This is a genomic window from Pseudomonas sp. UC 17F4 (assembly GCF_900101695.1).
GTDB lineage: Bacteria > Pseudomonadota > Gammaproteobacteria > Pseudomonadales > Pseudomonadaceae > Aquipseudomonas.
Genome location: NZ_FNKV01000001.1, coordinates 1,902,583 through 1,928,047, shown reverse-complemented (window position 1 = coordinate 1,928,047; position 25,465 = coordinate 1,902,583). Strand labels below are relative to the sequence as shown.

Sequence of the window (25,465 nt, the reverse complement as noted above, 5' to 3'; positions counted from 1 at the left end):
TACAGCCGACAGCCCGCCTGTGAAGCCTTCGGCGCAATCAAAAGCTGCTGAAAGGTTAGCGAAAGGTTCACGCCCTAGCATCCTCTCACGGCTCACTCTGCTTGCCGTAAAACCGGACCCAAGGTCCGAACTAATAAGAACAATAACGGAGTCACTCCACGATGCTGTCCATGCAGCCGCAGGCGTACGCGCCTACCCGACGTCTACCTTCCCGCCAGACCGCAGTTGCCAGCGCCCTCGCCCTTGCCGGCGTCGCCCCGTTGAGCCAGGCCGCCTTCTTCGATGACAGCAAGGCGAGCTTCGAAACCCGCAACATGTACTTCAACCGCGACTTTCGCGATGGCACCAGCGCCCAGCAATCCAAGCGTGACGAATGGGCCCAGGGCTTCATGCTCAATTTCGAGTCAGGTTATACCGACGGCACTGTAGGCTTCGGCCTGGATGCCCTGGGGATGCTCGGTATAAAGCTCGACTCAAGCCCCGACCGCACCGGCACCGGCCTGCTGCCAACCCACGACGATGGCCGCGCCGCCGACGAGTATTCCAAACTCGGCCTGACCGGCAAGGTGAAGATTTCCGCGACCGAACTCAAGATCGGCACGCTGATCCCGGAGCTGCCGACCCTGCAGCCCAACGACGGGCGCATCCTGCCGCAGACCTTCGAGGGCGGCCTGCTGACCTCGGGCGAGATCAAAAACCTGACATTTACCGGCGGGCGCCTGGAAAAAGCCCGCGACCGCGACAGCACCAACAACGAGGACATCGCCCTCAACAACAAGAACAGCCGATTTCTTGGCACCGTCGCCGGCAACCATTTCGACATGGCCGGCCTGGACTACAGGTTCACCGACAAGATTACCGGCAGCTACCACTGGGCCCAGCTCGATGACGTCTACCGCCAGCACTTCGTCGGCCTGATCGCCTCCCAGCCGTGGGGCCCGGGCACCTTCGGCGCCGACCTGCGCATGGCCTTCAGTGACGACCAGGGCCAGGCCCGCGGTGGCAACATCGACAACACCGCGCTCAACGGCATGCTCAGCTACGGCCTGAACGGCCACAAGCTCAGCGCCGGCTACCAGCACCTGTCCGGCGACACCGCCTTCCCCTATGTCGATGGCGCCGACCCGTACCTGGTCAACTTCGTACAGATCAACGACTTCGCCGGCGCCGACGAGCGCTCCTGGCAAGCCCGTTACGACTACGACTTCAGCAAGCTCGGCATCCCCGGCCTGACCTTCATGAGCCGCTACATCAGCGGCGATAATGTCAGCCTGGCCGATGGTGGCGAGGGCAAGGAGTGGGAACGCAACACCGAGTTCAAGTACGTGGTGCAAAGTGGCGCCCTGAAAAACGTCGCCGTGCGCCTGCGCAACGCCACCTTCCGCTCCAACTTCGCCCGCGATGCCGACGAAGTGCGACTGCTGGTGAGTTACAGCCTTGCGCTGTGGTAATCCCTGATAACAATAACGTTCACGGAGAGACACGATGACTTTTTCACTGCGCCGCATTGCCCTCGCCACCGGTTGCCTGCTGCTGGCCGGCAACGTTCTGGCGGGCGAACCGAAACGCCCTGAATGCATCGCCCCGGCTTCGCCCGGCGGCGGTTTCGACCTGACCTGCAAACTGGTGCAAAGCGCCCTGGTCAACGAAAAGATCCTCAGCAAACCGATGCGCGTCACCTACATGCCCGGCGGTGTCGGCGCGGTGGCCTATAACGCGGTGGTCGCCCAGCGTCCGGCCGATGCCGGCACCCTGGTGGCCTGGTCCAGTGGTTCGTTGCTGAACCTGGCCCAGGGCAAGTTCGGCCGTTTCGATGAAAACGCCGTGCGCTGGCTGGCGGCGGTAGGCACCAGCTATGGTGCCATTGCCGTGAAAAGCGATTCGCCCTACAAGACCCTCGACGACCTGGTCGCGGCGCTGAAAAAAGACCCGAGCAAGGTGGTGATCGGCTCCGGCGGCACCGTCGGCAGCCAGGACTGGATGCAGACCGCGCTGATCGCCAAGGCCGCCGGGATCAACCCGCGCGACCTGCGCTACGTGGCCCTGGAAGGCGGCGGCGAAATCGCCACGGCGCTGCTCGGCGGGCACATTCAGGTCGGCAGTACCGACATCTCCGACTCCATGCCGCACATCCAGAGCGGTGACATGCGCCTGCTTGCGGTGTTCGCCGAAACCCGCCTGGACGAGCCGGAAATGAAGGACATCCCCACCGCCAAGGAACAAGGCTACGACATCGTCTGGCCGGTGGTGCGCGGTTTCTACCTCGGGCCGAAAGTCACCGATGAAGAGTACGACTGGTGGAAAGCCTCGTTCGACAAGCTGCTGGCCTCCGAAGAGTTCGCCAAGCTGCGCGATCAGCGCGAGCTGTTCCCCTTCGCCATGACCGGTGTCGAACTGGACACCTACGTCAAGAAGCAGGTGGCTGACTACAAGGCCCTGGCCAAGGAATTTGGCTTGATTCAATAAGCCTCTCCCCTTTCGAACGCATCGCGGGGCAAGCCCGCTCCCACTTGCCCCGCGAAAAGAGGATTCCGCAATGATCCTGCAACGTCTCTTCGCCCTGTTTTTGCTGGCGCTGTGCGCCGCCCTGGCCGTCATGGCCTGGCCCTACCAGGCAGCCTTTTCCTACGAACCGGTCGGGCCACGTGCCTATCCCTTGCTGATGCTCGGCCTGATGGCCGCCGGCCTGCTGTACCTGGCCTTTCGTCCCACGCCGATCGTGCACAAGGACGACGAACCCGAACTGGACCGCGAAACCCTGAACAAGATCGGCCTCTGCGTCGCCTTGCTGCTGGTCTTTGCCGCCACCTTCGAGCCACTGGGCTTCATTGTCAGCAGCATCCTCATCGGCGTGCCGATGGCGCGCCTGTATGGCGGGCGCTGGTTGCCCAGCGTGGTGATCATCGGCCTGATGAGCATCGCCCTGTACTGGCTGTTCGACCGTGTGATGGATGTGCCCCTGCCCCTCGGCCTGCTCGACGTTCTGGAGAACTGACATGGATACGCTTGGTTATCTCGGCCAGGGCTTCGGCGTCGCCCTGAGCCCCTACAACCTGGTTACCGCCCTCGCCGGCACTCTGATCGGCACCGTGGTCGGCCTGCTGCCGGGCCTGGGCCCGATCAACGGCGTGGCGCTGCTGATCCCGATTGCCTTCGCTCTCGGCCTGCCGCCGGAGTCGGCGTTGATTTTGCTGGCAGCGGTGTACCTGGGGTGCGAATACGGCGGGCGGATCAGCTCGATCCTGCTCAATATCCCCGGTGAAGCGTCGACGGTCATGACTACCCTCGACGGCTACCCCATGGCCCGCCAGGGCCTGGCCGGGGTGGCGCTGTCGCTGTCGGCCTGGAGTTCGTTCATCGGCGCCTTTATCGCTACCTGCGGCATGGTGCTGTTCGCGCCGCTATTGGCGAAATGGGCGATCGCCTTCGGCCCGGCGGAGTATTTCGTGCTGATGGTGTTCGCCATTGTCTGCCTGGGTGGCATGGCCGGCGACCGGCCGTTGAAGACCTTCATCGCCGCGCTGATCGGGCTGTTTCTTTCCAGTGTCGGCATCGACGCCAACAGCGGCGTGTACCGCTTCACCGGTGACAGCGTGCACCTGGCCGATGGCATTCAGTTCGTGGTGCTGGTGCTGGGGCTGTTCTCCATCAGCGAGATTCTCCTGCTGCTGGAAAAAACCCACCATGGCCACGAAGCGGTGAAAGCCACCGGGCGCATGCTGTTCAACTTCAAGGAAGCGGCCTCGGTATTCGTCGTCAACATTCGCTGCGGCCTGCTCGGTTTCATCATGGGCGTGCTGCCCGGTGCCGGCGCAACCCTGGCCAGCGCCGTGGCCTACATGACCGAAAAGCGCATCGCCGGTGCCAGCGGCACCTTCGGCAAGGGCGACAAGCGCGGCCTGGCCGCACCGGAAACCGCCATCGGCGCCTCCTGCTGCGGCGCCCTGGTGCCAATGCTGACCCTCGGCGTACCCGGCTCGGGCACCACCGCCGTGATGATCGGCGCCCTGACTCTGTACAACATCACCCCGGGGCCGATGCTGTTCGCCCAGCAACCGGACATCGTCTGGGGCCTGATCGCGTCGTTGTTCATCGCCAACATCATGCTGGTGATCCTCAACATCCCGATGATCCGCATCTTCACCCGCATCCTCGCCGTGCCGAACTGGGCGCTGGTGCCGGTGATCGCGATCATCACCGCGATCGGCGTGTACGCGGTGCATGCCACCACCTTCGACCTGTTCCTGATGATCGGCATCGGTATCTTCGGCTACATCCTGCGCAAGCTGGACTTCCCGCTGTCGCCAATCTTGCTGGGCTTCATCCTCGGCGGGTTGATGGAGCAGAACCTGCGCCGGGCGCTGTCGATTTCCAATGGTGCCCTGGACATCCTCTGGTCGAGCCCGATCAGCATGAGCGTGTGGGCCCTGACCATCGCCATGATGCTTTTGCCGCTGCTGCGCATCTGGCGCAAGCGCAGCCTTCAGCGTCGTGCCCTGGCCGATGTCTGATGGCCGCTTGAAACTGTACTGGGCCACCGGCCTGGTCGGCCTGGCCGGCGGTTACCTCGCCAGCAGGGTCGGCTGGCCGCTGCCGTGGATGGTCGGCTCGTTGCTGGCGATCATCCTCGTGCGTTGCCTGACGCCCTGGCAATTGAGCGAGATCCCCGGCGGGCGCAAATGCGGGCAGTGGATCATCGGTATCGGGATCGGCCTGCACTTCACCCCGGCGGTGGTCGAGCAGGTGGCGAGCAACTTCGGCCTGATTTTCTGCGGGGCGCTGATCACCAGTGTTTCCAGTGTGGTCGGGGTGTGGTTGCTGCGCCGTACTGGCGAAGACCGGGCCACAGCGTTCTTTTCCAGCATGCCCGGTGGCTCCGGGGAGATGGTCAACCTCGGCGCCCGTAACGGTGCGGTGCTCAGCCAGGTGGCGGCAGCGCAGAGTTTGCGGGTGCTGGCGGTGGTGCTGTGTGTGCCGGCGCTGTTCAAGTTTTTGCTCGGCAATGGCGTGCCGCTGACCCACGCCGGGAGCGTGCACTGGGGCTGGCTGGTTGTGATCTGCCCGCTGGGGGTGTTGCTGGCCCTGGGCTGGCAGCGTTTGAAACAACCCAACCCGTGGCTGTTCGGGCCGTTGCTGGTGGCGGCGGTGGCCAGTGTCAGCGCCAACCTGCAGGTGGCCCTGCCCGATGGCGCCAGCCAGATCGGCCAATGGCTGATCGGCAGCGGTCTGGGTTGTCACTTCAACCGCGCGTTCTTTCGCCGGGCACCGTCGTTTCTCGGCCGCACCTTGATTGCCACGGCGCTGACCATGTTGATCGCAGGCCTTGCGGCGGGTGTGCTCAGTGTCATGACCAACCTCGACCTGCGCTCGCTGACCCTGGGCATGATGCCCGGCGGCATCGCCGAAATGAGCCTGACCGCCGAAACCCTGCAACTGTCGGTGCCACTGGTCACGGCGCTACAGGTGATGCGTTTGCTGTTCGTGCTGTTTCTGGCCGAACCGTTATTCAGGCACTGGGACAAACGCTGCGACTGAAACAAAAAAAGAGGAAGCCAAGGCGTCCTCTTTTCAGTTACGCGCTTACCAGGTGAAACGCACGCCGACGTTGGCACCGAACGGCTTTTCGATCTTGTCGCCGTTGCTGTAATCGATATCGGCATGCAACTGCAGGCGCTCGGACAGCGACACGGCAATACCGGCACCGACCTCGGCACGCGAGCCGGACAGGTCGTTGTTGAACACGTTGTCGTTGACCTTGACCTGGTTGTTCTTGGCGAACTCGTGCACCGCGGCAGCGCGCAGGTACGGCTGGGCAAAGCGCCCCTCGCCAAGATCAAAGTTGCGACCTACCGTGGCACCGGCCTTGCCGAGTACCGACATGGTGCGGTCACCTTCAGCCTTCAGGCCGCTGTCCAGGTCGTAGGATGCACCCTGGATGCTCACTGCCGACACTTGGGCGAAAGGTTCAACGAAGTAGCCGTCATCGAGCTTGATGTGACGACCGAACTCGGCCGACGCACCGACGCCGTTGGTCTTGTAGTTGCCCTTGGCCTGGCTGCCGTCGCTCATGGCCACCTTGGACTTGTTGTCGAAGCGGTTGACCTTGGCCACCGCGTCAAAGTAGTAACCGCTGTCCTGGTCCAGCCAGGTGGTGTAGGCACCGGCGTAGTAGCTGTCGACCGTACCGGTAGTACCGCGGCTCAGGTCCAGGTCGGACTTGCTATGACCGGCCAGCACACCCACCAGCCACTGGCTGTCGCCCACCTGGGCATCGGCACCCAGGGTGAAGCCCTGCTGGGTTTGCTTGTAGGCGGTGCCAGACGACTCGGCAACGTTGTACTTGCTGCCATAGGCACGGCCCCAGGCGCCGCTTTTACCTTCGTTGTAGCGCAACTCGCCCATGCGGGTGCGCAGCGACGACAGCTCGCCATACCACACGGTCGGTGCGGTATTGAACAGCGCCAGGACCGAACGGGTGCCGGGGCTGATGACTTTCTTCTCGGTGTCCAGGTGCCAGTCGTTGCCTTCCTTGGTCAGGTCATAGGAAAACGCGCCCAGGTCGACAGGACCGTTCACCAGGCTGAACTCGGCATCGCCGCCGCCGGTAGTGACCACGGTGATCCGCTCGACAGCGGCCGGGTCGTGACCACTGGCACTGATGGCGAGGGTGTGCTGACCGTTGGCCTGACCGCTGACATTGAGCAGGTCGCCTTCGCCAGTGGCGAAGTCAGCCGACATATGAAAGGTGCCGTTGCCAGACAGCTCTCCCAGGTCCAGGCGATAGAACTGGCCAGGCTCGCCAAACTGCACATGGCCGCCCTGCAGGCTCAATTGTTCAACCTGGCTGTCACCCACCAGCGCCCAGGTACTGTCGCCGTTGAGCGCCAGTGCGTCGACGTTTTCCAGGCGCCCCTTGAACAGCGATTGATCGTTCAGGGTCAGTTGCGCAGTGCTGCCATCGCCTACCTGAATATTGCCGACCAGGTCGCTGCGGCCAATCTGCATCTCTGCCGAACCACCGTTCTTGAGCTCAAGCAGGGTGCCATTGGCGCCTTCCAGGCTCGAACCATTGAGTACGTCGATACGGGCGGTGGTTGCAGAATCCACCACCAGGGCCGGCCCTGCTTCCCCGATCACTTTGCTGTTGTCCAGCAGCAAAGTCGGCGCCTGCTCGTTGGCTTCAGAGCCATAGTATTCATGAGACAAACGCACACCGCTCTCGGCGCCCTTGATCACGCTGTTGTGCGCCTGGGCCTGGCCGCCGATCATCAACAGACCATCAGCCGTAGCACCGGTCAGGCTCGAGTCTTTGAGCGACAAATTGCTATAGGCGCTGAGGGTTGCACCGAATCGGCCACCGTTGATTTCGCTGCTCTGGACCTGGACCTCGGACCCGGTCGCCGAACCATCGAGCAATCGGCCAACCGTCAGGCCGTTGCCCTGGGCGCTATCGATACGTGCGTTGGCGATACGGGCGGTACTGCTCACCAGGGCAACAGCGTTGTTCGAGCCGACGGCAGTGACGGTGCCACCCTCGATGTTCAGTTGGCCCTTGCGCACTTGAATGTGCTCGGTCCGCGCACCCTGGACATTCAGAGTGGCATTTTCCAATACGCCATAGTTGTAGGACGGCGTCCCCGAGGTAGCGGTAAAGGTCTGGTTGCTTTCGACAACCTTGGTGATAGCCAGGGCCTGAGCCGATGCCATCACCAAAGGTGCGACAAGGGCTGCCTGCAAGGCGCACGAAAGCGCCGAGGGTTTGAAGATGCTTGGTTTGGTCATGAGATTCTACTCCGCAGCATTGAGACTATTCAGTTCCGGATTAAACAGAGCCAACTAGTTCAAGCCCCGTTTGTTCGGAGCGCAGAATAGAAACTTCTGACAGAATCTTATGTAGGAATATTCCTCATAAGAAGTAGGCGTAATCAACAGGCAGTGTCGCGCCCATATAGATAAAATGAAGCCGAGCATTGCTCGGCCTCATTCATTATCAAACACTCAGCTTATGGCCTTCCTGGGCAAAGCCCGGTCCCCTGTTCTCCAAAGTAGTAGTAAGACTTCACTGGAGAACGGCCAATATCCTCGCCACCACGTTCCTGAATCCAATACAGCTCGACAAAACCGCTGCGCAGCGGCTCCATGCAAGGAATCCATGGGATCGTAAGATTTACCCCGGTGTCCACTTCGTTTTGATTGAGCACTTCCCGTGGGAAAGATGAACGCGTTTCTTCGACAGGCTGCGAATTGGTAAAACCTTCAAGGCCCAGCCAGTGCAAAGTAACGATGTCGCCCACTTGAAGATTTTGAGCATCAACAACCCTGGCATTAACGCCTCGCCATGGAAAATCGGAACAACTGATACCCGCTTGGGTTTCGAGCAAATTCAACTCAGGCGCGTTGACCTCTGCCAATGGAATGGCCCTGACATCCACCAATTGACTGCCCGACGACTGGAAGTTGGTGGTGGTCGCATTGGCAAAAATTTTATAGAACAGCGGAATGTCCGTTCCATTGCCGACTTTGACAATATCGTCCCAGCTGATTTGCAACTCGATCGGGTCACCGGGATTGTCTGTGCTCTGCACTGTATAGGTGGCCACCAACAGGTTTTCCGGGCCATAGTAAAGCCGAATAACCTCCCCGGTTTGCGCAGGATCATAGAGGGTAAAACTGACGTCGGCAGGCTGGCCTGCATCCTCTGGGCGCAAAAGATTCAGCTCCCCCGTCGACGAGGTCAGGAGTGGAACATCAAGCGCCGGGTTGACCGGATCGGGTTCGCCCGGGTTAGGTGGCCCAATCAACTCCAGGTCTACTTCCACGTCCAGTACTGGGGAGGGATAGGCCTTGCTACGGATGACTTCATAGCGCACCTGGGCCATATGCGCAGTCCCTTCGACGCCACTGGAGATGACTGCCCATGGTGCGGTAAACGGTAAAGGCCAGTTAGGCGTGGGCGGCAGGAAGACCCGATCCACATAAATATCATTCCAGTAAACGCGCACTTCGTCACCCGACGCCGCATTGGTATACTCATCCACCTCGATCAGCACGCCCTCACGTGCTTCGACAATGTCAATGGGCGCAGCGTCAACCCTGGGCGCCAGCAAGTCGATAGGTGTTGGCTCAAGGATAACGAACACTTGCTGGCGGTATGCCAGCTTGGTCGGATTGCCGGCCCGGTCTTCCAGTATATAGGTCACCTGCTTGGTGCCAGGCCCGGCAAGGAGCAGCTCGTCCTTTGTCAGCACTACATTGATAGGCCTTTCGCTAACCAGCCCGCCTTTATTCGGCTGGGACTGCTCATCACCAAAGAGAATCGCCCAGTAGTCACCCACTTGCGGGTCAAGGTAATCTGGAATCTGCAACACCAGCTCATCGTCGTGCGCTTCCAGATACTCCGGCGTCACCGTGGCATCCGGCAGGTCCTCCGGAAGAATGATGGCCGTTGGGAAAGCACCAAGATTGGGATCAAGCCTGTCGACTGTTACCGTAAGATTCTGCGAAACTCCATCATTGGGATTTATCGAGTTGACGACGTCAAAATAAACAACTTTCTCACCATGCGACTCAAGCACTGGGTCTTGCAGCGTCACCGGAATGGGAAATGTGATCACATGAGGGACCGGCAACTCAACGCTGTGAACCGGCCTTTCGTTAATATAAACGGTTACCGTATCGATTGTGCCGGGCGGCCCCACTGTAGTGAAAGCCGGAATTTCCACCTCGAGTCCTTCCGGGATTTTCGGTGTACGCAGCAGATTAATCTGTCCCCCGGGAATATTTTGCTCAGTATTAATAGGCACCGGTGGATTAAACAAGTTTCTAAAACTTCTAGGCTGTGGGGCCCGTGTTTTGGCTTTTTCGGCTGACGCCTTGGTTGTCGCTTCAAACTTGGTCATCTTGGTATCTCCTGCAAATAGAAATAGGCTTGGAACACCATCAGCACCTCAGTCGACCCAGCCGCCGTCCTGCCAAGCAACGGCATTGCGGGGGCGAAGCCAAACCTTTTTTCAGAGCAAAACGTCGTCTTGTTTATCGCAACTGCGCAATCACTTCAGCGTATTGAGTCAACATCCTTGAACACAGTATTCACGCCTCTAGATCACAATACAGGCCCGTACTCAGATCGATGACTGACAACCTCGCACGGGCCAACCCCGACTCCCCCACACCACTACCGTCGCCTTTCTCCAGCCGATAACGGACATTACCGCCCCCCCACCCGGCGCACTTCGAGCCGCCAACTTGATCAGCGGGTCGTAGGGCAATACGGTGAACCTGTAGCCATGCTCGGCTTCGAGGTCTTCGCGGGTCAGAACATGCTCGAAACGTCCCTGGGTTCCAGGGATCGGGTTATTGCCCGATTGGTTGTAGTCGCCCTCCCAAAGCAGGATGAGCTTGTCATCCACCTGCAGTTGCGGGTCTTTGGGGATCTCTACCCGAACGCCCAACCATGGCTGTTCTTCGCAACGTATCCATTGATTGGTCTTGGCATCTGGAAAGGTGGCGGGCGCCAGGCCTTCGATGACTCGCACCTCGACACGCACGGATGTTACGGGTGACCGCTGCCGGTTAACCCCATTGAACGTGGTGTACTGCATCGGCAAGGCAGGTGAATTGCCGACACTATGGATAATCGCCCAAGGAACCCTCAGCACGATCAATTGCCCGCCAACATCCTCAGCCTTCACCTCGTAGCGATCCACCGCCTGCGGATGACTGCCCCAGAACAACTCCAGCACTTGACCGAATTGCGAGTTGTCATACAGAAGGATCTCGACGCGCGCGTCCTGCCCGGCATCGGCGCCTGTGAGCACATTATCGGCTGTCGTGCCCTTGACTACAGCCGGTAGCAACAAGGGGTTGACCGGATCCGGACCGGGAGGCGGACCGGCCACCGTCAGGTCGATGTCTACCCATAAGGTCGAAGAGGTGAGCGAAGCCCCACCGCGTCGCCAGGTGTAGTGCACCCGATCAACAAAAGGTGCAGCAAAGCCTCCCGCCGCTAGAATTGCCCAACTGACCGGGGCCCTCAAAGGCCATTGCTGGTTCTCGGCAATGGTGATGAGGCGAAGCGCCAGCCCGCGCCAGTAGACCTGAACCTGATCGCCTTGCAGTGCGTCGCTGATGACGTCGATGTGAACCTCGACACCTGCACGGGCATCTTCCAGGTCAATCAGCCCATCGACATCGAACCTGGGCACCCGAGGGTCAGGCAGGTCGCCCGGCAATTCATCCAGCACTACCTCAATTGGCTGGACCTCGGACGTTGGCCCGCGATTACCGGTTCGATCTTCCAGGCGATAGTAGGCGTTATGCGGGCCTGAACCGCTCTCTCGGACCAGCATCGCATCGTATTGCACAATGATCGGCGCATTGACATCGGTGATGTGCAACTCACCGGCATAGGGCAGTTCGCGTGGTTGCTCATCCGTATCGATAACGGGCAACTTTTCCCAGTAGTAGGTCAGCAGGTCGCCCACCCTGATATCTGGCCAAGGCTCGACCCGGGCATCGACCGTGTCGTGCCGGCTGAGATAATCCTCTGTAACGCCGCTGATCAGGACTTCCTGGTCAAACTGCAGGGGTGTACCTTCTTCGTCGCCATTGGGCGCCTGTTTATCGATGAACAGGTGCGTTGCGTGCGAAGTGGACGGGTTCACCGATACCGTAACGCGGTACTCGACCCGGGCGGGGCCAGGCGCCGCCATGTACTCCGAGGGCATCTTGCAGACAACCGGGATCACATCATCCGGGATCACTGGCTGAGAAAAGGTAAATGTTTCAACTACATCGCCTCGCCAGAGAAATTCGACTGTCGTATCGAGGCCCGGAGGAGCGGCATTGTAATCCGCCCAGATCTCCCTGATGCTGATTTCCAATGGGCGTAACTGGTCTTCCCTGCGGACCAAATGCCCCAGCACGTCATCTTCTGTCAACTCCATAGCGGCCGGAACGAACGGCGCGGCGTAGCGCTCCCGGGGATTTACCGGTTCATCAGTAGCATCAGAATCGTCCGAACCCATGGCGACAGTTCCTTCCAGCGAAGAAGACCGTGGCAGCGAGCCTGTAGCTGACTGCCGTGGAAAACCTGGAAGTATTAGATGCCTATTTCAAATCGGCCGAAACTGACAAAAATGCTAGGTACCCGGCGTTAAACCGGCGGCAAACGCCAGTCGATCGGGGTCAACCCGCGCTGCTCGAGGAAACGGTTGGTCTGGCTGAAATGGCCGCAACCGAGAAAGCCCCGGTAGGCCGACAACGGCGATGGATGCACCGACTTGAGCACCAGGTGCTTGGTGGCATCGATCAGTTTCTGCTTGCTCTGGGCATGGGCGCCCCAGAGCAGGAACACGCTGTTGGGCTGGTGTTCGCTGACCACCTCGATGATGCGGTCGGTGAAGAACTGCCAGCCTTTGTTGGCATGAGACGCGGCATTGGCGCGCTCGACGGTCATGGTGGTGTTGAGCAGCAACACGCCCTGCTCGGCCCAGGACTGCAGGCAGCCGTGCTTGGGGATCTCGATGTTCAGATCACGCTGCAACTCTTTGTAGATGTTCACCAGCGACGGCGGCGTCGCTACCCCCGGTTGCACCGAAAAGCACAGGCCATGGGCCTGGCCGGGGCCGTGGTATGGGTCCTGACCGAGGATCACCACCTTGACCTGGTCCAGCGGTGTAGAGTTGAGGGCGTTGAAAATCAGCGGGCCCGGCGGGTAGATCTCTTTGCCGGCAGCGTGCTCTTCGCGCAGGAACTCGCGCAACTGGTGCATGTAGGGCTGGTCGAATTCGGCGCGCAGGGCCTCTTTCCAGCTCGGTTCAAGTTTGATGCGATCGTCGTCAGTCATGGTCGGGTCCGTAAAACAATGGCGCGACACTAGGAAAGCCGCCTGCGCTTGTCAATCGATCCGACCGGCGACCGCCGAAATCGCCAGCAGCGGCCATACTTGTGCGGATCAACCAAGAGGTCGCCCATGGCTGCAGTACAGTGCGAAGAACTCACCGGCGTCGACGGCGCGCGCATCGGCGTCGCCACCCTCAATACGCCGCAAACCCTCAATGCCTTGTCGCTGCCGATGATCGAGGTGCTCGACGAACAGCTCAAGGCCTGGGCCGATGACCCGGATGTGGTCTGCGTGCTGCTGCGCGGCGAAGGCGCCAAGGCCTTCTGCGCCGGTGGCGAGGTGCGCAGCCTGGCCCAGGCCTGCCTTGACCATCCCGGCCGGGTACCGCCCCTGGCGGCGCAGTTCTTTGCCGCCGAATACCGCTTCGACTACCGCCTGCATACCTACCCCAAGCCGCTGATCTGCTGGGGCCACGGCCATGTGCTGGGTGGCGGCATGGGTTTGTTGCAGGGGGCCAATGTACGCGTGGTCACTCCCAGCAGCCGCCTGGCCATGCCGGAGATCAGCATCGGCCTGTATCCGGATGTCGGCGGCAGTTGGTTCTTGTCGCGCCTGCCCGGCAAACTGGGCTTGTTCCTCGGCCTTACCGGCGCGCCGATCAACGCCAGCGATGCCCTCGACCTGGGCCTGGCCGACCGTCTGCTGGGCGAAAGCCAGCAGGAAGAGTTGCTCGATGACCTGCTGCAATTGAACTGGCAGGAGCAGACCGCCCTGCAGCTCAACAGCCTGCTCAAGGCCCAGCAGAACGGCGCCCAGGCGCAAAGGCCAGAAGCCCAGTGGCTGCCCAGGCGCCAGCAGATCGACGCGTTGCTCGATGTCGCCGACCCGGTGTGCGCCTGGCGTGCCATCGCCCAGCTGCGCAACCACGCCGACCCGTTGCTGGCCAAGGCCGCGCAGACCATGCTCGAAGGCTGCCCGCTGACCGCGCACCTGGTCTGGGAGCAAATCCAGCGTGCCAAGTACCTGTCGCTGGCCCAGGTGTTCCAGATGGAATACACCCTGAGCCTCAATTGCTGCCAGCATCCGGAGTTCAGCGAAGGGGTGCGCGCGCGGCTGATCGACAAGGACCAGAAACCGCGCTGGCACTGGGCAGATATCGCCCAGGTGCCAACGGCGGTGGTTGAAGCGCATTTCAGCAAGGCGTGGGAAGGTCGTCACCCCTTGGCGGACCTGGCCTGAATGGCGCCTCAGCGGCGCCAGTTGCGATCCGGCCAGCCGTCACGGCTGCGCTCGTGACGTGACGATCCTTGGCGGTAGCGGTCATGGCCGCGCCCCGGGTAAGGCTTGTAGTAGTTATGCGGCGTTTCCCGGTAATAGCCGTGGGGCGCCGGACGGTAGTAATGCGGTGGCGGCGCGTAGTAACGCGGCGGTGGTGCCACGTAGTAGCGCGGCTGCGGCGCTACGTAATAGCCGCGGCTGTAGGGATACGACGGCCGGTAGTAACCCGGATAGCCATAGCGATCGGCGGTGTAGACCTCGGTGCGGTAGTAACCGTTACCTCCATAGGGGACACAGGCGGTGGTCAGCAAACCCAACACTGCAAGCAGCAAAAGTCGGCGATACATGGCGGCCTCCCGGACCGCGAAACTGCCCATCCCAGCGGCGCTGGTCGGCGTCGATCGGCAAGTGTTCATCGACATTGAATAAGACTGTCAAAACCAGGTCCGGTGCCATTGCTGCAATAAATTGATACAAGGCCGATACCCTTAAAAATCGTAAAGTTATTTTTCTGCCACACCACTAGAATGAAGGCCATTGGCCTACAGACCGGGAATGTCATGCCGCCTCGTTCCGCCCTGTTTTCGCAGCGCTCGCTGATCCTGACATTACTGCTGTTGCTCGCCTGCGGCTTCTTGGCGACCTCCCTGCTCAGCTACTTCGCCTCACGCAGCTCGATTCGCGACAACATCGTCAACACCGAGCTGCCGCTGACCTCCGATACGGTCTATTCGGAAATCCAGAAAGACCTGGTACGTCCGATCCTGATCTCGTCGATGATGGCTCACGACACTTTCTTGCGCGACTGGGCCCTGGGCGGCGAGCGCGACACCGCCCAGGTCACCCGTTACCTGGACGAAATCATGCGCCAGCACCACGCCTATACGGCGTTCTTCGTCTCCAGCAACAACGGTATCTATTACCAGACCAAAGGCGTTCTGAAGAAAATCGACCCGCAAGAACCCCGTGATGCCTGGTACCAGCGGGTACTGAAAATGAACACGCCCTACGAGATCAACGTCGACCTCGACATGGCCAACCAGGACCGCCTCACGGTGTTCATCAACTACCGGGTGTTCGATTACGACGGCAAGTTCATCGGCGTTGCCGGCATCGGCCTGACGGTCGAGGCGGTGATCCGCCTGATCGACGATTACCAGCAGCGCTACCAGCGCCAGGTGTTCTTCGTCGATCCGCAGGGGCGTATCGTACTTACCGGCTCCAATGGCGGTCCCCATGGCGCCAGGACCGGGCAGCCGCTGGTCGAACTGGACGGGCTCGGGCAAATGCCACAACCGGTCAGCGGCAGCCATGAATACAACAGCAGCGATGGCCATAGTCATTTCCTCAACGTGCGCCTGGTGCCGGAGCTGAACTGGTACCTGTTCGTCGACAAGCGCGAAGACGGCGCCATGGATGCCATTCGCCAGTCGCTGTACCTGAACCTGGCGATCTGCGCGATGATCACCCTGGTGGTGTTGTCGCTGCTCAATGCCATGGTCAAGCGCCATCAGGACAACATCGAAGCCCTGGCCACCCTCGACAGCCTCACCGGCCTGCCCAACCGCCGTGGCTTCGACCTGCTGGCCGCGCAAGCGCTGCAAGAAGCCCAGCGCGAACCCAAGCCGCTGATCGCCCTGCTGATCGACCTCGACCACTTCAAGGCGCTCAACGACACCCATGGCCACCTGGCCGGCGACGAAGTGCTACGCCAGTTCGCCCAGGTGCTGGAGGAATGCCTGCGCCATGCTGATATCATCTGCCGCTGGGGTGGTGAGGAATTCATCGTGCTGCTCAAGGACACCGACAGCCAGAACGCCGCGGCGGTGGCCGAAAAAATTCGCAGCAAGACCGAGGCCCTGGCCTTTACCTATGCCGAGCAGCCGATCCACCTGACCGCCAGCATCGGCTTGAGCAACCTGCAGGCCGACGATACCCTGCACAGCCTGATCGCCCGCGCCGACCGTGCCCTGTACCGGGCCAAACAAAGTGGGCGCAACCGTGTCTGCAGCGAGATACCCCGAACCGACCATGAACAGCCCCGATCATGAATGACAGCCGCCGCTGCCCCGCCTGCGGCGCCAGCAACGATTGCAGCCTGGCCAACCCGCGCACGGCCGCCCAGGCCTGCTGGTGCTACGGCGTGAGCATCGACCCCAAGGTACTCGAAGCCCTGCCCGCCGAACTGCGCAACCAGGCCTGCCTGTGCCCGCGCTGCGCCGAGGTCGAGGCGCAATTGCAGGCAGCCAAGGCCACGCCAGCCGGTTAAACTGTCGCGCCCTGCACCTGGTTTTGTATGCGTCTCGATCGCTTCCTCAGCAACCTGCCCTGCTTCAGCCGTCAGCACGTGCGTTTGCTGCTGGTCGAACGGCGCGTGCGCGTGGATGGCCAGCAGGTCAGCGATCCACGCTTCGAGGTGCGCGAATTCAGCCGCATCGAGGTCGACGAGCAACTGCTGCAGGCCGGGCGCCCATTGCGCTACCTGATGCTGCACAAGCCCCAGGGCTGCGTCAGCGCCACCCAGGACCCGCAGCACCCCACGGTGATCGAGTTGATCGACCAAGCCGACACCGAAGATTTGCACATCGCCGGGCGCCTGGACTTCAACACCACCGGGCTGATGCTGCTGACCAACGATGGCCTGTGGTCGCGGCGCCTGACCCAGCCGCAGACCAAGCTGCCCAAGGTTTACTACGTCGAGACCGAGCAGGAGATCGGCGAGCACTACATCGAGAAATTCCGCCAGGGTTTCTACTTCGCCTTTGAAGACCTCACCACCCTGCCTGCCGAATTGACCTTGCTCGGCCCACGCAGCGCGCGCCTGAGCATCGTCGAAGGCCGCTACCACCAGGTCAAGCGCATGTTCGGCCACTTCGACAACAAGGTCGTGCGCCTGCACCGCGAACGCATGGGCCCGTTGCAGCTGGACCCCGACCTGCAGCCCGGTCAGTACCGCGCGCTCTACCCTGAAGAAATCCGGGCAATCTGAGCCTGCGACCGCCTGGCGGAAAATTTTCGTCAATTGCCCGAAAGGCACTTGCGGGTTGGCCGGGTGCCTGCTTGAATCCAATCGTCGGTCTGCATGTGACCAGCCAGTCACGATCGTAGTCCAAGACACCTTTTTGCCAGCGACCAGTGCCTCGAAGCCCCGGCGTCCGGCAGATTGCCCTCCTAGAACAATACCGGTCGACCAACGTGCCACATGGATCGACCAGGGCCCTCAGCTTCTCTTCAAGGCGTATGCCTACCTGTCATAAAGAACGCGCATCCTTGCATGTGCGAACACCCTTTTTGCGCCAGGAGTCGACGACATGAGGCCAGAAATCGCTGTGCTTGATATACAAGGTCAGTATCGGGTTTACACGGAGTTCTATCGCGCAGATGCCGCTGAGAAGACGATCATCCTGATCAATGGCTCGCTGGCCACGACGGCCTCGTTTGCCCAGACGGTGCGCAACCTGCACCCGCAATTCAACGTGGTGCTTTATGACCAGCCCTACGCCGGCAAGTCCAAGGCGCACAACCGCAACGAACACTTGCTGACCAAGGAAACCGAAGGGCAGATCCTCCTGGAGCTGATCGACCACTTTGGCGCCGATCATGTCATGTCCTTCTCCTGGGGCGGCGCCTGCACCCTGCTGGCCCTGGCGCACAAGCCGCGGCGCATCGAAAAGGCGGTGGTCAGCTCGTTCTCGCCGGTAATCAACGAACCGATGCGCGACTACCTCGAACGCGGCTGCCAGTACCTGAGCGCTTGCGATCGTTACCGGGTCGGCAACCTGGTCAACGACACCATCGGCAAGCACCTGCCGTCGCTGTTCAAGCGCTTCAACTACCGCCACGTCAGCAGCCTGGACAACCACGAATACGCGCAGATGCACTTTCACATCAACCAGGTGCTCGACCACGACCTGGGCAATGCCCTGCGGGCGGCACGGGTGATCGACATTCCGGTGCTGTTCATGAATGGCGAGTGGGACGAATACACCACCACCGAAGATGCCCGCCAGTTCGGCCAACACGTGCGCAACAGCCACTTTCGCGAGATCCGCGCCACCGGCCACTTCCTCGACATGGAACACAAGGCCGCCTGCCGCGATACCCGCGAAGCCCTGCTGGGTTTTCTCAAACCTGCCCTGAAGGAATCGCGCCCGCGTTACAGCTACACCCAGGAGCATCATGCACTGGCTATCTGAGCGACACGGTCGCCGGTAGCGCAGCCTCCTGCATCAACGGCCCAAAAGGCCAAACAGAAGATGCACGACCTCGCGCTACTGGCCACCGGCAGATGACGCTTAAGCAACATAGGGCTTCAAATCGCGACGAAGTTCTGGTACAAAGTCAGCCCTGAAAGCGGGTGTCGTATAATGGCATTACTCCAGCTTCCCAAGCTGATAACGAGGGTTCGATTCCCTTCACCCGCTCCAGCTTCCTTCAGGTTTCAGCGCCGCTGAGGCCTTGGCCACCGCCCTGGTGGCTGTTTCGCTAGATCCCCTTCGCTTCGGCTGCTGCCAGCACCAGTATTCCCTGGGCCAGGTCGCGATCCGTTGCGCCTGGCGCACGCCCTTCGCTACGCAACCAGTTCAACGCCGATTCCAGATAGACACCCCGGTAAGCCCCGTCGCTGGCAATGAACGCCGCAGCATCGTCGCGAGCCTGCGCCATCACGCGTTTGCCATCTTTGCCGGAACTGGCCTCAGAGGCCATGGTGGGTCCATAAGTGGTTGCGCCAGTGAGCATGAAGGGCAGATAAAACGTGGCTCCAAGGGTCAACATGCCATCGACGTCGCCGCCGCTACCAAAGATGTCGCCCTGGCCCTGGGCGCTACAGCACCAGGCCAGGCTCAGCAACATTGCGCGCTTTTTCCAGCGATTGATCCTGCGTTCCATCGGTATCCATTCACTGTCCCTGTAATCGGCCGGCATTCTCCACGGCTTGAGCCAGACTTAACAGCAGTGTTTTTGACTTGGCGCCCTGCCCAGGCGCCGCGCGCTGCGCTTTAATAGCCCACCGCGAAACACTCGAAAGGATCCGTGCATGTTTCTCTCCCGCTGGCTGCCTGGCCTGGCCAATCTGTTGCAGTACCGCCGCGAATGGTTTCGTCATGACCTGCAGGCCGGCCTGTCGGTGGCGGCGATCCAGATTCCCATCGCCATCGCCTATGCGCAGATCGTCGGCCTGCCACCGCAGTACGGGCTGTACGCGTGCATCCTGCCGATGATGGTCTATGCGCTGATCGGCAGTTCGCGGCAGTTGATGGTCGGCCCGGATGCCGCCACCTGCGCCATGGTCGCCGGGGCCATTGCGCCACTGGCCATGGGCGACCCGGCGCGGCTGGCGCAGTTGTCGGTGATTGTCACCATCCTCGTTGGCCTGATGCTGATCGGTGCCGGGCTGGCGCGAGCCGGGTTCATTGCCAGTTTCTTCTCGCGACCGATCCTTATCGGTTACCTCAACGGTATCGGCCTGAGCCTGCTGGCCGGGCAACTGGGCAAGGTGCTGGGCTTTCAGATCGAGGGCAACGGCTTTGTCCTCAGCCTGATCAACCTGCTGCAGCGCCTGGGCGAAATCCACTGGCTGACCCTGGTGATCGGCGTTGCCGGGCTGGGTTTGCTGATCTGGTTGCCGCGCCGCTACCCGCGCCTGCCGGCGGCGTTGGTCACCGTGGCAGTGGCCACCCTGGTAGTCGGGCTGTTTGGCCTCGACCGCTTTGGCGTGGCGATCCTCGGCCCGGTGCCGGCCGGCATGCCGGAACTGGCCTGGCCGCAAACCAATCTGGAAGAAATGAAAAGCCTGTTGCGCGACGCCCTGGGTATCGCCACCGTGAGCTTTTGCAGCGCCATGCTGACTGCCCGCAGCTTTGCTGCCCGCCATGGCTATGCGATCAACGCCAACCATGAGTTCCTTGCTCTCGGGGTCACCAATATCGCCGCTGGGGTTTCCCAAGGCTTTGCCATCAGCGGCGCCGACTCGCGCACCGCGGTCAACGACATGGTCGGCGGCAAAAGCCAGTTGGTCGGCATTATTGCCGCCCTGGTCATCGCCCTGATCCTGCTGGCCTTCACCACGCCCATGGCCTGGATTCCCCAGGCTGCCCTCGGTGCGGTTTTGCTGATGGCCGGCTGGGGGCTGATCGATGTGCAGTCGCTGAAAAAAATCTACCGCCTCAGCCGCTTCGAGTTCTGGCTGTGCGTGCTGACTACCGTCGGCGTGCTCGGCGTCGGTGTGCTGCCGGGCATCATCATCGCTGTGACCCTGGCGATCCTGCGTTTGCTCTACAGCATCTACCAGCCTACCGATGCGGTGCTCGGCTGGGTGCCGGGCATCGAGGGCCAGGTCGACATCCGCCGCCACCAGGATGCGCGCACGGTGCAGGGGCTGGTGGTGTATCGCTTTGACGATGCGATCCTGTTCTTCAATGCCGACTACTTCAAGATGCGTTTGCTCGAGGCGGTGCAGCGCGAGGAGCAGCCGCGCGCGGTGCTGTTCGATGCCGAAGCGGTCAGTTCCATCGATGTCAGCGGCATTGCTGCCCTGCGCGAAGTGCGCGATACCCTGACAGCCCGCGGCATCTACTTCGGTATCGCCCGGGCACGCGGGCGCTTCTTGCGCATGCTGGTGCGCTCGGGGATCGCCCGGGAGATGGAGAACGGCTTGTTGTTTGGCTCGGTACGCTCGGGGATCCGGGCGTATCGGTTGTGGCGCAATCGCAGTCGTAAGGAAGAGAACAAATGAAGATCCGTCCCACATCTTTTCAGGATGCACGCCTCTGACGTGTCCGACCTGGAGCTATTAGCCTTGGGGCTCCTGGTGAACGCTGAAACACGACGGTATCGAAAGATGAAGTCATAGCTACGGGTCATCTACTACCACTTTGTTTCGGCGTCACAAATTGCAATGCTGTTCATCTACTCCAAGAACGAACAACAGGACCTCGACCCGAACCAACGAAAAGCACTGAAGGCCGTTATCGAGAACTGGAGGTAAGCGTGAGTGCATTCTTTGACGAACTGATGGAGAGCGTAAAGCAGATGGACGAAATCGTCCGCGGCGAACGCCAGCCGTCACGCGAGTTCTCTATCGATGCTGTTCAGGTCAAAACCATCCGCAAGGCAACCGGCCTGTCGCAGGCCAAGTTTGCCGCCATGATCGACGTCCAAGTTGGCACGTTGCGCAATTGGGAACAGGGCCGCAGGGAGCCCACAGGTCCGGCCAAAGCCTTGCTGAGGGCGATACACAACGACCCTGAACATGTTCTTGAGGCGCTTTCTCGCTGAGCCCCGCCGTCAGCCTGGCTGACAGGCTTTCGGCAACTGCTGCACCTCGCCGATCAAGCTGATCAAGCCACACGGCAGGCTGCCCCGCCACTGCAAATAATCATGCCCGGCCGGGTACTCGACCTGCTCCACCGCATACCCCTTGGCCAGCAGCACGTCACGCAGATGGCGGTTGGTGTCGAGGATTTTCGGCCCTTCGAACAGGCCCGACTGCAGGTAAAAGCGCAGCGCTTGCCTGGGCGCCTTGACGTATTCGCGGGTGAGCCAGCCCGGCTCTTCGCCCTCACGTCCCCACCAGTAGGAACCGGACATGCTCAAGACATTGCCGAACAGCTGCGGGTGCTTGAGACCCAGGTAGGCCGACGCCAGGCCGCCGTAGCTGGAACCGGCCACCACCGTGCGTTCTGACGCTGCCGCAAGACCTTGCCGGCGCGCCCAGGGCATCAGTTCTTCAGCCATGAAGCGGGCGAACTGCGGGTTGGGCGGCAGTTCCTGCTGGCGGCTGAGGTCACTGGGGTTGGCGATGATCAACGCCGCGGTCGGCGCGATCAGGCCATCGGCGATCAGGTTGTCGAGAATCGTCGGGGTCGGCACCTGGCGGGTATAGGCGTGGGCATCGAACAGCACCAGCAAACCCTGGCCCTTGGCGCCCGGCTGCCACTGCGCCGGGCGGTACAGGTAAACGTCACGCTCGTTGCCGAGCAATTTACTGCTCAACACCTTGCGTTCCAGGCTGCCCCGAGCAATGCCGGGACGCTCGGCAACCCAGGGTTGCGCAGGCGCTGCCGCCAATTCCAGGCGTGAGCGCGAGAGGAACGGGTCGCCGCTGCCATCGGCAAAGCCGTTGGGGTTGAGTGGATCGCGGCGGGTGCTGGCGAGGATCATCCGCCGATCATCCGAGGCCGGCACGTCCGGGGCCATCTGGTAGCTCAAGCGCGCAGACGCCGGCAGCAGATAGCTGCGAAACCACACGTCGCTGTCGCCCAGGCGTTGCAGTTCATCATGATTGCCCGAGGGCGCGCCGAACACTCGCACGTTGTCCCGCGCACCGCGCCAGAGGAAGGTCACCAGGGCCATGCCGGGCTGGTCTGCCACGCTTTCGACCATCGGCGTGCCCTGCTGCTGACGGGCCTGCCAGAAGGCTTCGGTACTCGCGCCCTGAGCCAGCTGTTGCTGCAACTCGCGCAGGGTCGGGCTTGGCAACGGGGCGGCCGTGCGCTTCTGCTCGCTGGCCGCGATTACTTGCTTCAGGGTCAGTGCATAAGTGGCTTGCGCGCGGCTGGCCAGCGCCTCGGCGCGCAGGCCATAAGCGCCATCGCGCTCGGCGATGAAAATGAACTCGCGCGGCTGGTCCTGGCCATCGATGAGCAGCCGTACAGGTTGGCCCTGGGCATCGAGCAGGCGCAGGCTGGCATCGCCCAGCAGCCGCCCCTGAACCAGGTCGCCGGCTTTGAGCTGCAAGGTCCAGACCGATTGCTGGCCCTGGGCAAAGCTGGCGCTGACGGTTTGCCCAGGTTGCAGAAGGTTGCCGCTACTGGCCATCGCGCTGCCACTCATGCACAGGGCCAGCGCCAGGGCGCAGCGCCATTGATTGAACATTTGCATGGTCACCTCAGAAATCGATGCTGGCGGAGAGTTTCAGCGTGCGCGGCTCGCTGACCGTGGCGTAACCGTCGTTGAACACTCCGGCCCAGTAGGCGCGGTTCTCGACGTTCTCCAGGCTTGCGCGCAGTACCACGTCCTTGCTGAGGATACGCGTGCTGTAGCGACCGCCGAGGTCATAGCGGGTCCATTGCGGGATCTTCAGGTCGTTGGCGCTATCGAGGTATTGCGAGCTGCTGTGGATGCCCAGCGCGGTCAGGGTCAGGCCCTCGATCCAGGGGGTGTCCCACTCGGCGCCGAGGTTGGCCGACCAGGCCGGCACGCCACGGGCGGTGTTGCCGTCAAAGCTGCCGCCAGCGGTGCGGGTCAGTTCGGCGCGGGTGTAGGTGACGCCACCGAGCAGGCGCACACTCGGGGTCAGCGAGCCGAACAGGTTCCATTCCACGCCACGGTTACGCTGCTCGCCATCGTCGGTGTAACGGTTGCTGGCGCGGTCCAGAAGCATGCTCGGCTTCTCGATCTGGAACACGCTGAGGGTGTGGGTGAAGTCGCCCAGGTCCCACTTGACCCCGGCCTCCATCTGCTTGGCCTTGTACGGGGCGAACTGCTCGCCGTAGTTGGCAGCGGCAAGGTCGGTGACCATGCCGCCCTGGGTCAGGCCTTCGATGTAGTTGGCGTACAGCGACACCGGCGCGTCCCAGGGCTTGAGCACCAGGCCCAGGGCCGGGGTCAGGGCGCGTTCGTCGTAGGCCGGGTTGCTCATCTTCTGCCGCACCCGTTGCGAGCGCACGCCCAGGGTCAGCAGCACCTTGTCATCGATAAAGCCCAGGGTGTCGGCGACGGCGAAGCTGGACAGGGTGTTGTCGCCGGTCTTGTCGCTGGAGCCGATATCGCCGGCAATGATCGGCTTGCCCGGGTGGTAGATGTTGGTCACGTATTTCTTGCTGGTGACGGTGGCGGCGCGGCCGATGTCCTGGTGCAGCAAAGTGGTGCTCAACACCACCTGGTGGTTCACCGGGCCGGTGACGAAGTTGCCACGTACCCCGGCTTCGGTGGACAGGCTGTGGGTGTAGCCGGCCTGGTTGTAGGTCTCGCCGCTGGCATCGCCGTTGGCGCCGGTGACGATCACCCGGGTGCCATTGAGAAAGCCCTTGTAGCGGGTGCGGGCGCTGCCGACGCTGGCGTAGGCGGTCCAGTCATCGTTGAGGTCGTATTCGCCGCGCAGCACCACGGCCTTGCTGACTTGCTTGGCGTAGATGCCGTCGAGGATGTTGGTGTCCGGTTTCGGCGCCTTGGTGACATGCCCCAGCTTGCTGAAGCCGGCCATCATCGGGCTGCCGTCTTCGAGCTTTTCATGGCTTTCGTAAGCGTCCAGCTCGAGCTTCCAGCCATCGCCGCGATAGTCCATGCCCAGCGACGCCAGGGTGCGGTCCTTGGACTGCTGGTCGACACCGGTTTCGCCGCTGCCGTAGACGCCGTTGAAGCGGATGCCGAAACGCTGCTCATCGCCCAGGCGCCGGCCCAGGTCGATATGGTTGGCGATATAACCGTCGGACATGTAGCTGCTGGTCAGGCGCGTCAGCGGTGCTTCGCCGGCGCGCTTGGGCACCAGGTTGATCACCCCGCCGACACCGCCGTTGGGCGCCATGCCGTTGAGCAAGGCGCCGGGCCCCTTGAGCACCTCGACACGTTCCAGAAACTCGGTCGCAACGTGGCCGTCCGGGGCCAGGCCGTACAGGCCGTTCAGCGCAAGCTCGGTGGAATCGAGGGAGTAGCCACGAATCATGAAGTTCTCGTAGGCGTGGCCTTCGCCGGTACTGAAGCGGATCGACGGGTCGTTGCGCAGCACCGCGCCAACCGTGCCGCTTTGCTGGTTTTCCATGTGCTGGGCGGTGTAGGCGGTGACGTTGAACGGCGTCTCCATCACCTCGCGATTGCCCAGCATGCCCAGCCGCGCGCCACGGGCGACCTGGCCACCGCTGTAGGCCTCGGGGATGCCGTTGGCGTTGCTGTTGGCGTTGATGTTCAGCTCGCCAAGGGTCAGGGCGCCATCGCTGTCGAGGCTGCGCAGAATGATCACGCCGTTCTCTTCGCTGGCCACCAGGCCACTGTTGGCCAGCAAGCGCTGCAAGGCCTGCTGCAAGGTGAACCGACCCTGCAAGGCCGGGGCACTACGGCCAGCCAGCAACTGGCTGTCGGCGGCGATGGCCACCCCGGCTTCGCGGGCCAGGGCATGCACCGCGGCTTCCAGGGACTGGCCCGGCAGGTTCAGGCTCAAGGCCTGCGCATCGGCGGCCAGAGCGCCGGCATGGGCCGCGCTCAACGGCAACAGGCTGGCGCTGCCCAGGGCACAGGCCAGCGCCAATCGACGCAGGGTGCCGGGAAAAGCCACAGGGTGTGCCGGGCGGGCATGGGGAAGCGACATGATCTGTCCTTGCAGAGGTGGGTTCAGCGATGAAGACG

At 61.8% G+C, this 25,465-nt stretch carries 20 protein-coding genes, 1 tRNA gene and 1 pseudogene; 14 read left to right on the top strand and 8 right to left on the bottom strand.

The window, feature by feature from the left end:
- Window positions 1-161: 161 nt before the first annotated feature.
- The 5 genes from BLR26_RS08950 to BLR26_RS08930 all read left to right on the top strand — a co-directional run bounded on the left by BLR26_RS08950 (window position 162) and on the right by BLR26_RS08930 (window position 5,535).
- Complete coding sequence (locus tag BLR26_RS08950; protein ID WP_045197611.1) at window positions 162-1,451, top strand: OprD family porin; 1,290 nt, start codon at window positions 162-164, stop codon at window positions 1,449-1,451.
- Between the two features lie 34 nt (window positions 1,452-1,485).
- Window positions 1,486-2,466: a Bug family tripartite tricarboxylate transporter substrate binding protein gene (locus BLR26_RS08945; RefSeq protein WP_045197609.1), complete on the top strand. Its 981-nt coding sequence runs from the start codon at window positions 1,486-1,488 to the stop codon at window positions 2,464-2,466.
- 70 nt (window positions 2,467-2,536) lie between these two features.
- Window positions 2,537-2,995 (top strand): tripartite tricarboxylate transporter TctB family protein, encoded by a 459-nt coding sequence (locus BLR26_RS08940; protein WP_045197606.1) that lies wholly within the window; start codon window positions 2,537-2,539, stop codon window positions 2,993-2,995.
- Window position 2,996: 1 nt separating this feature from the next.
- The gene (locus tag BLR26_RS08935) at window positions 2,997-4,511 is read left to right on the top strand and encodes a tripartite tricarboxylate transporter permease (RefSeq protein WP_093380045.1); all 1,515 of its coding nucleotides are present in this window, start codon (window positions 2,997-2,999) and stop codon (window positions 4,509-4,511) included.
- Window positions 4,504-5,535: an AbrB family transcriptional regulator gene (locus BLR26_RS08930; protein ID WP_093380044.1), complete on the top strand. Its 1,032-nt coding sequence runs from the start codon at window positions 4,504-4,506 to the stop codon at window positions 5,533-5,535. The genes BLR26_RS08935 and BLR26_RS08930 overlap by 8 nt, the downstream gene beginning before the upstream one ends.
- 45 nt (window positions 5,536-5,580) lie before the next feature.
- Here the strand turns inward: BLR26_RS08930 and BLR26_RS08925 are convergent, their stop codons facing one another.
- The 4 genes from BLR26_RS08925 to ung form a co-directional block, all read right to left on the bottom strand.
- Window positions 5,581-7,782, bottom strand: coding sequence for an autotransporter outer membrane beta-barrel domain-containing protein (locus BLR26_RS08925; RefSeq protein WP_093380042.1), 2,202 nt, complete (start codon window positions 7,780-7,782; stop codon window positions 5,581-5,583).
- Between the two features lie 221 nt (window positions 7,783-8,003).
- On the bottom strand, window positions 8,004-9,899 hold the full coding sequence (locus BLR26_RS08920) for a hypothetical protein (RefSeq protein ID WP_143013263.1): 1,896 nt from the start codon (window positions 9,897-9,899) through the stop codon (window positions 8,004-8,006).
- A gap of 222 nt (window positions 9,900-10,121) precedes the next feature.
- The gene (locus BLR26_RS08915) at window positions 10,122-12,026 is read right to left on the bottom strand and encodes a hypothetical protein (RefSeq protein ID WP_093380037.1); all 1,905 of its coding nucleotides are present in this window, start codon (window positions 12,024-12,026) and stop codon (window positions 10,122-10,124) included.
- Window positions 12,027-12,154: 128 nt separating this feature from the next.
- The gene (gene ung / locus BLR26_RS08910) at window positions 12,155-12,847 is read right to left on the bottom strand and encodes a uracil-DNA glycosylase (protein ID WP_093380034.1); all 693 of its coding nucleotides are present in this window, start codon (window positions 12,845-12,847) and stop codon (window positions 12,155-12,157) included.
- A 126-nt stretch (window positions 12,848-12,973) separates the two neighbouring features.
- On the opposite strand from ung, the gene BLR26_RS08905 reads away from it, so the two are divergent.
- Window positions 12,974-14,083 (top strand): enoyl-CoA hydratase/isomerase family protein, encoded by a 1,110-nt coding sequence (locus BLR26_RS08905; protein WP_093380031.1) that lies wholly within the window; start codon window positions 12,974-12,976, stop codon window positions 14,081-14,083.
- Between the two features lie 8 nt (window positions 14,084-14,091).
- Here the strand turns inward: BLR26_RS08905 and BLR26_RS08900 are convergent, their stop codons facing one another.
- The gene (locus tag BLR26_RS08900) at window positions 14,092-14,469 is read right to left on the bottom strand and encodes a hypothetical protein (RefSeq protein WP_045197905.1); all 378 of its coding nucleotides are present in this window, start codon (window positions 14,467-14,469) and stop codon (window positions 14,092-14,094) included.
- 213 nt (window positions 14,470-14,682) lie between these two features.
- On the opposite strand from BLR26_RS08900, the gene BLR26_RS08895 reads away from it, so the two are divergent.
- The 5 genes from BLR26_RS08895 (at window position 14,683) to BLR26_RS08875 (ending at window position 18,549) form a co-directional block, all read left to right on the top strand.
- Window positions 14,683-16,173: a sensor domain-containing diguanylate cyclase gene (locus tag BLR26_RS08895; protein ID WP_093380028.1), complete on the top strand. Its 1,491-nt coding sequence runs from the start codon at window positions 14,683-14,685 to the stop codon at window positions 16,171-16,173.
- On the top strand, window positions 16,170-16,391 hold the full coding sequence (locus BLR26_RS08890) for a cysteine-rich CWC family protein (RefSeq protein ID WP_093380025.1): 222 nt from the start codon (window positions 16,170-16,172) through the stop codon (window positions 16,389-16,391). Before BLR26_RS08895 ends, BLR26_RS08890 begins: the two co-directional genes overlap by 4 nt.
- Window positions 16,392-16,418: 27 nt before the next feature.
- Window positions 16,419-17,111, top strand: coding sequence for a pseudouridine synthase (locus BLR26_RS08885; RefSeq protein WP_093380022.1), 693 nt, complete (start codon window positions 16,419-16,421; stop codon window positions 17,109-17,111).
- Window positions 17,112-17,433: 322 nt separating this feature from the next.
- Window positions 17,434-18,318: an alpha/beta fold hydrolase gene (locus tag BLR26_RS08880; protein WP_045197581.1), complete on the top strand. Its 885-nt coding sequence runs from the start codon at window positions 17,434-17,436 to the stop codon at window positions 18,316-18,318.
- 157 nt (window positions 18,319-18,475) lie between these two features.
- Window positions 18,476-18,549, top strand: a tRNA-Gly gene (locus BLR26_RS08875).
- Window positions 18,550-18,607: 58 nt separating this feature from the next.
- Here the strand turns inward: BLR26_RS08875 and BLR26_RS08870 are convergent.
- On the bottom strand, window positions 18,608-19,012 hold the full coding sequence (locus tag BLR26_RS08870; protein ID WP_176794224.1) for a DUF2388 domain-containing protein: 405 nt from the start codon (window positions 19,010-19,012) through the stop codon (window positions 18,608-18,610).
- A gap of 148 nt (window positions 19,013-19,160) precedes the next feature.
- Between BLR26_RS08870 and BLR26_RS08865 the strand changes: the two genes are divergently transcribed.
- The 3 genes and pseudogenes from BLR26_RS08865 (at window position 19,161) to nadS (ending at window position 21,400) form a co-directional block, all read left to right on the top strand.
- On the top strand, window positions 19,161-20,858 hold the full coding sequence (locus tag BLR26_RS08865) for a SulP family inorganic anion transporter (protein ID WP_093380016.1): 1,698 nt from the start codon (window positions 19,161-19,163) through the stop codon (window positions 20,856-20,858).
- A 120-nt stretch (window positions 20,859-20,978) separates the two neighbouring features.
- Window positions 20,979-21,110, top strand: a pseudogene (locus BLR26_RS27445) (type II toxin-antitoxin system RelE/ParE family toxin); the annotation flags it as partial.
- A 2-nt stretch (window positions 21,111-21,112) separates the two neighbouring features.
- Complete coding sequence (gene nadS, locus BLR26_RS08860; protein WP_093380013.1) at window positions 21,113-21,400, top strand: NadS family protein; 288 nt, start codon at window positions 21,113-21,115, stop codon at window positions 21,398-21,400.
- Between the two features lie 9 nt (window positions 21,401-21,409).
- On the opposite strand, the gene BLR26_RS08855 is transcribed toward nadS, so the two are convergent.
- Window positions 21,410-22,999 (bottom strand): alpha/beta hydrolase-fold protein, encoded by a 1,590-nt coding sequence (locus tag BLR26_RS08855; RefSeq protein WP_256326707.1) that lies wholly within the window; start codon window positions 22,997-22,999, stop codon window positions 21,410-21,412.
- Between the two features lie 13 nt (window positions 23,000-23,012).
- Entirely contained in the window at window positions 23,013-25,427 is a 2,415-nt protein-coding gene (locus BLR26_RS08850) for a TonB-dependent receptor (protein WP_093380010.1), read from the bottom strand.
- Between the last annotated feature and the right edge of the window lie 38 nt (window positions 25,428-25,465).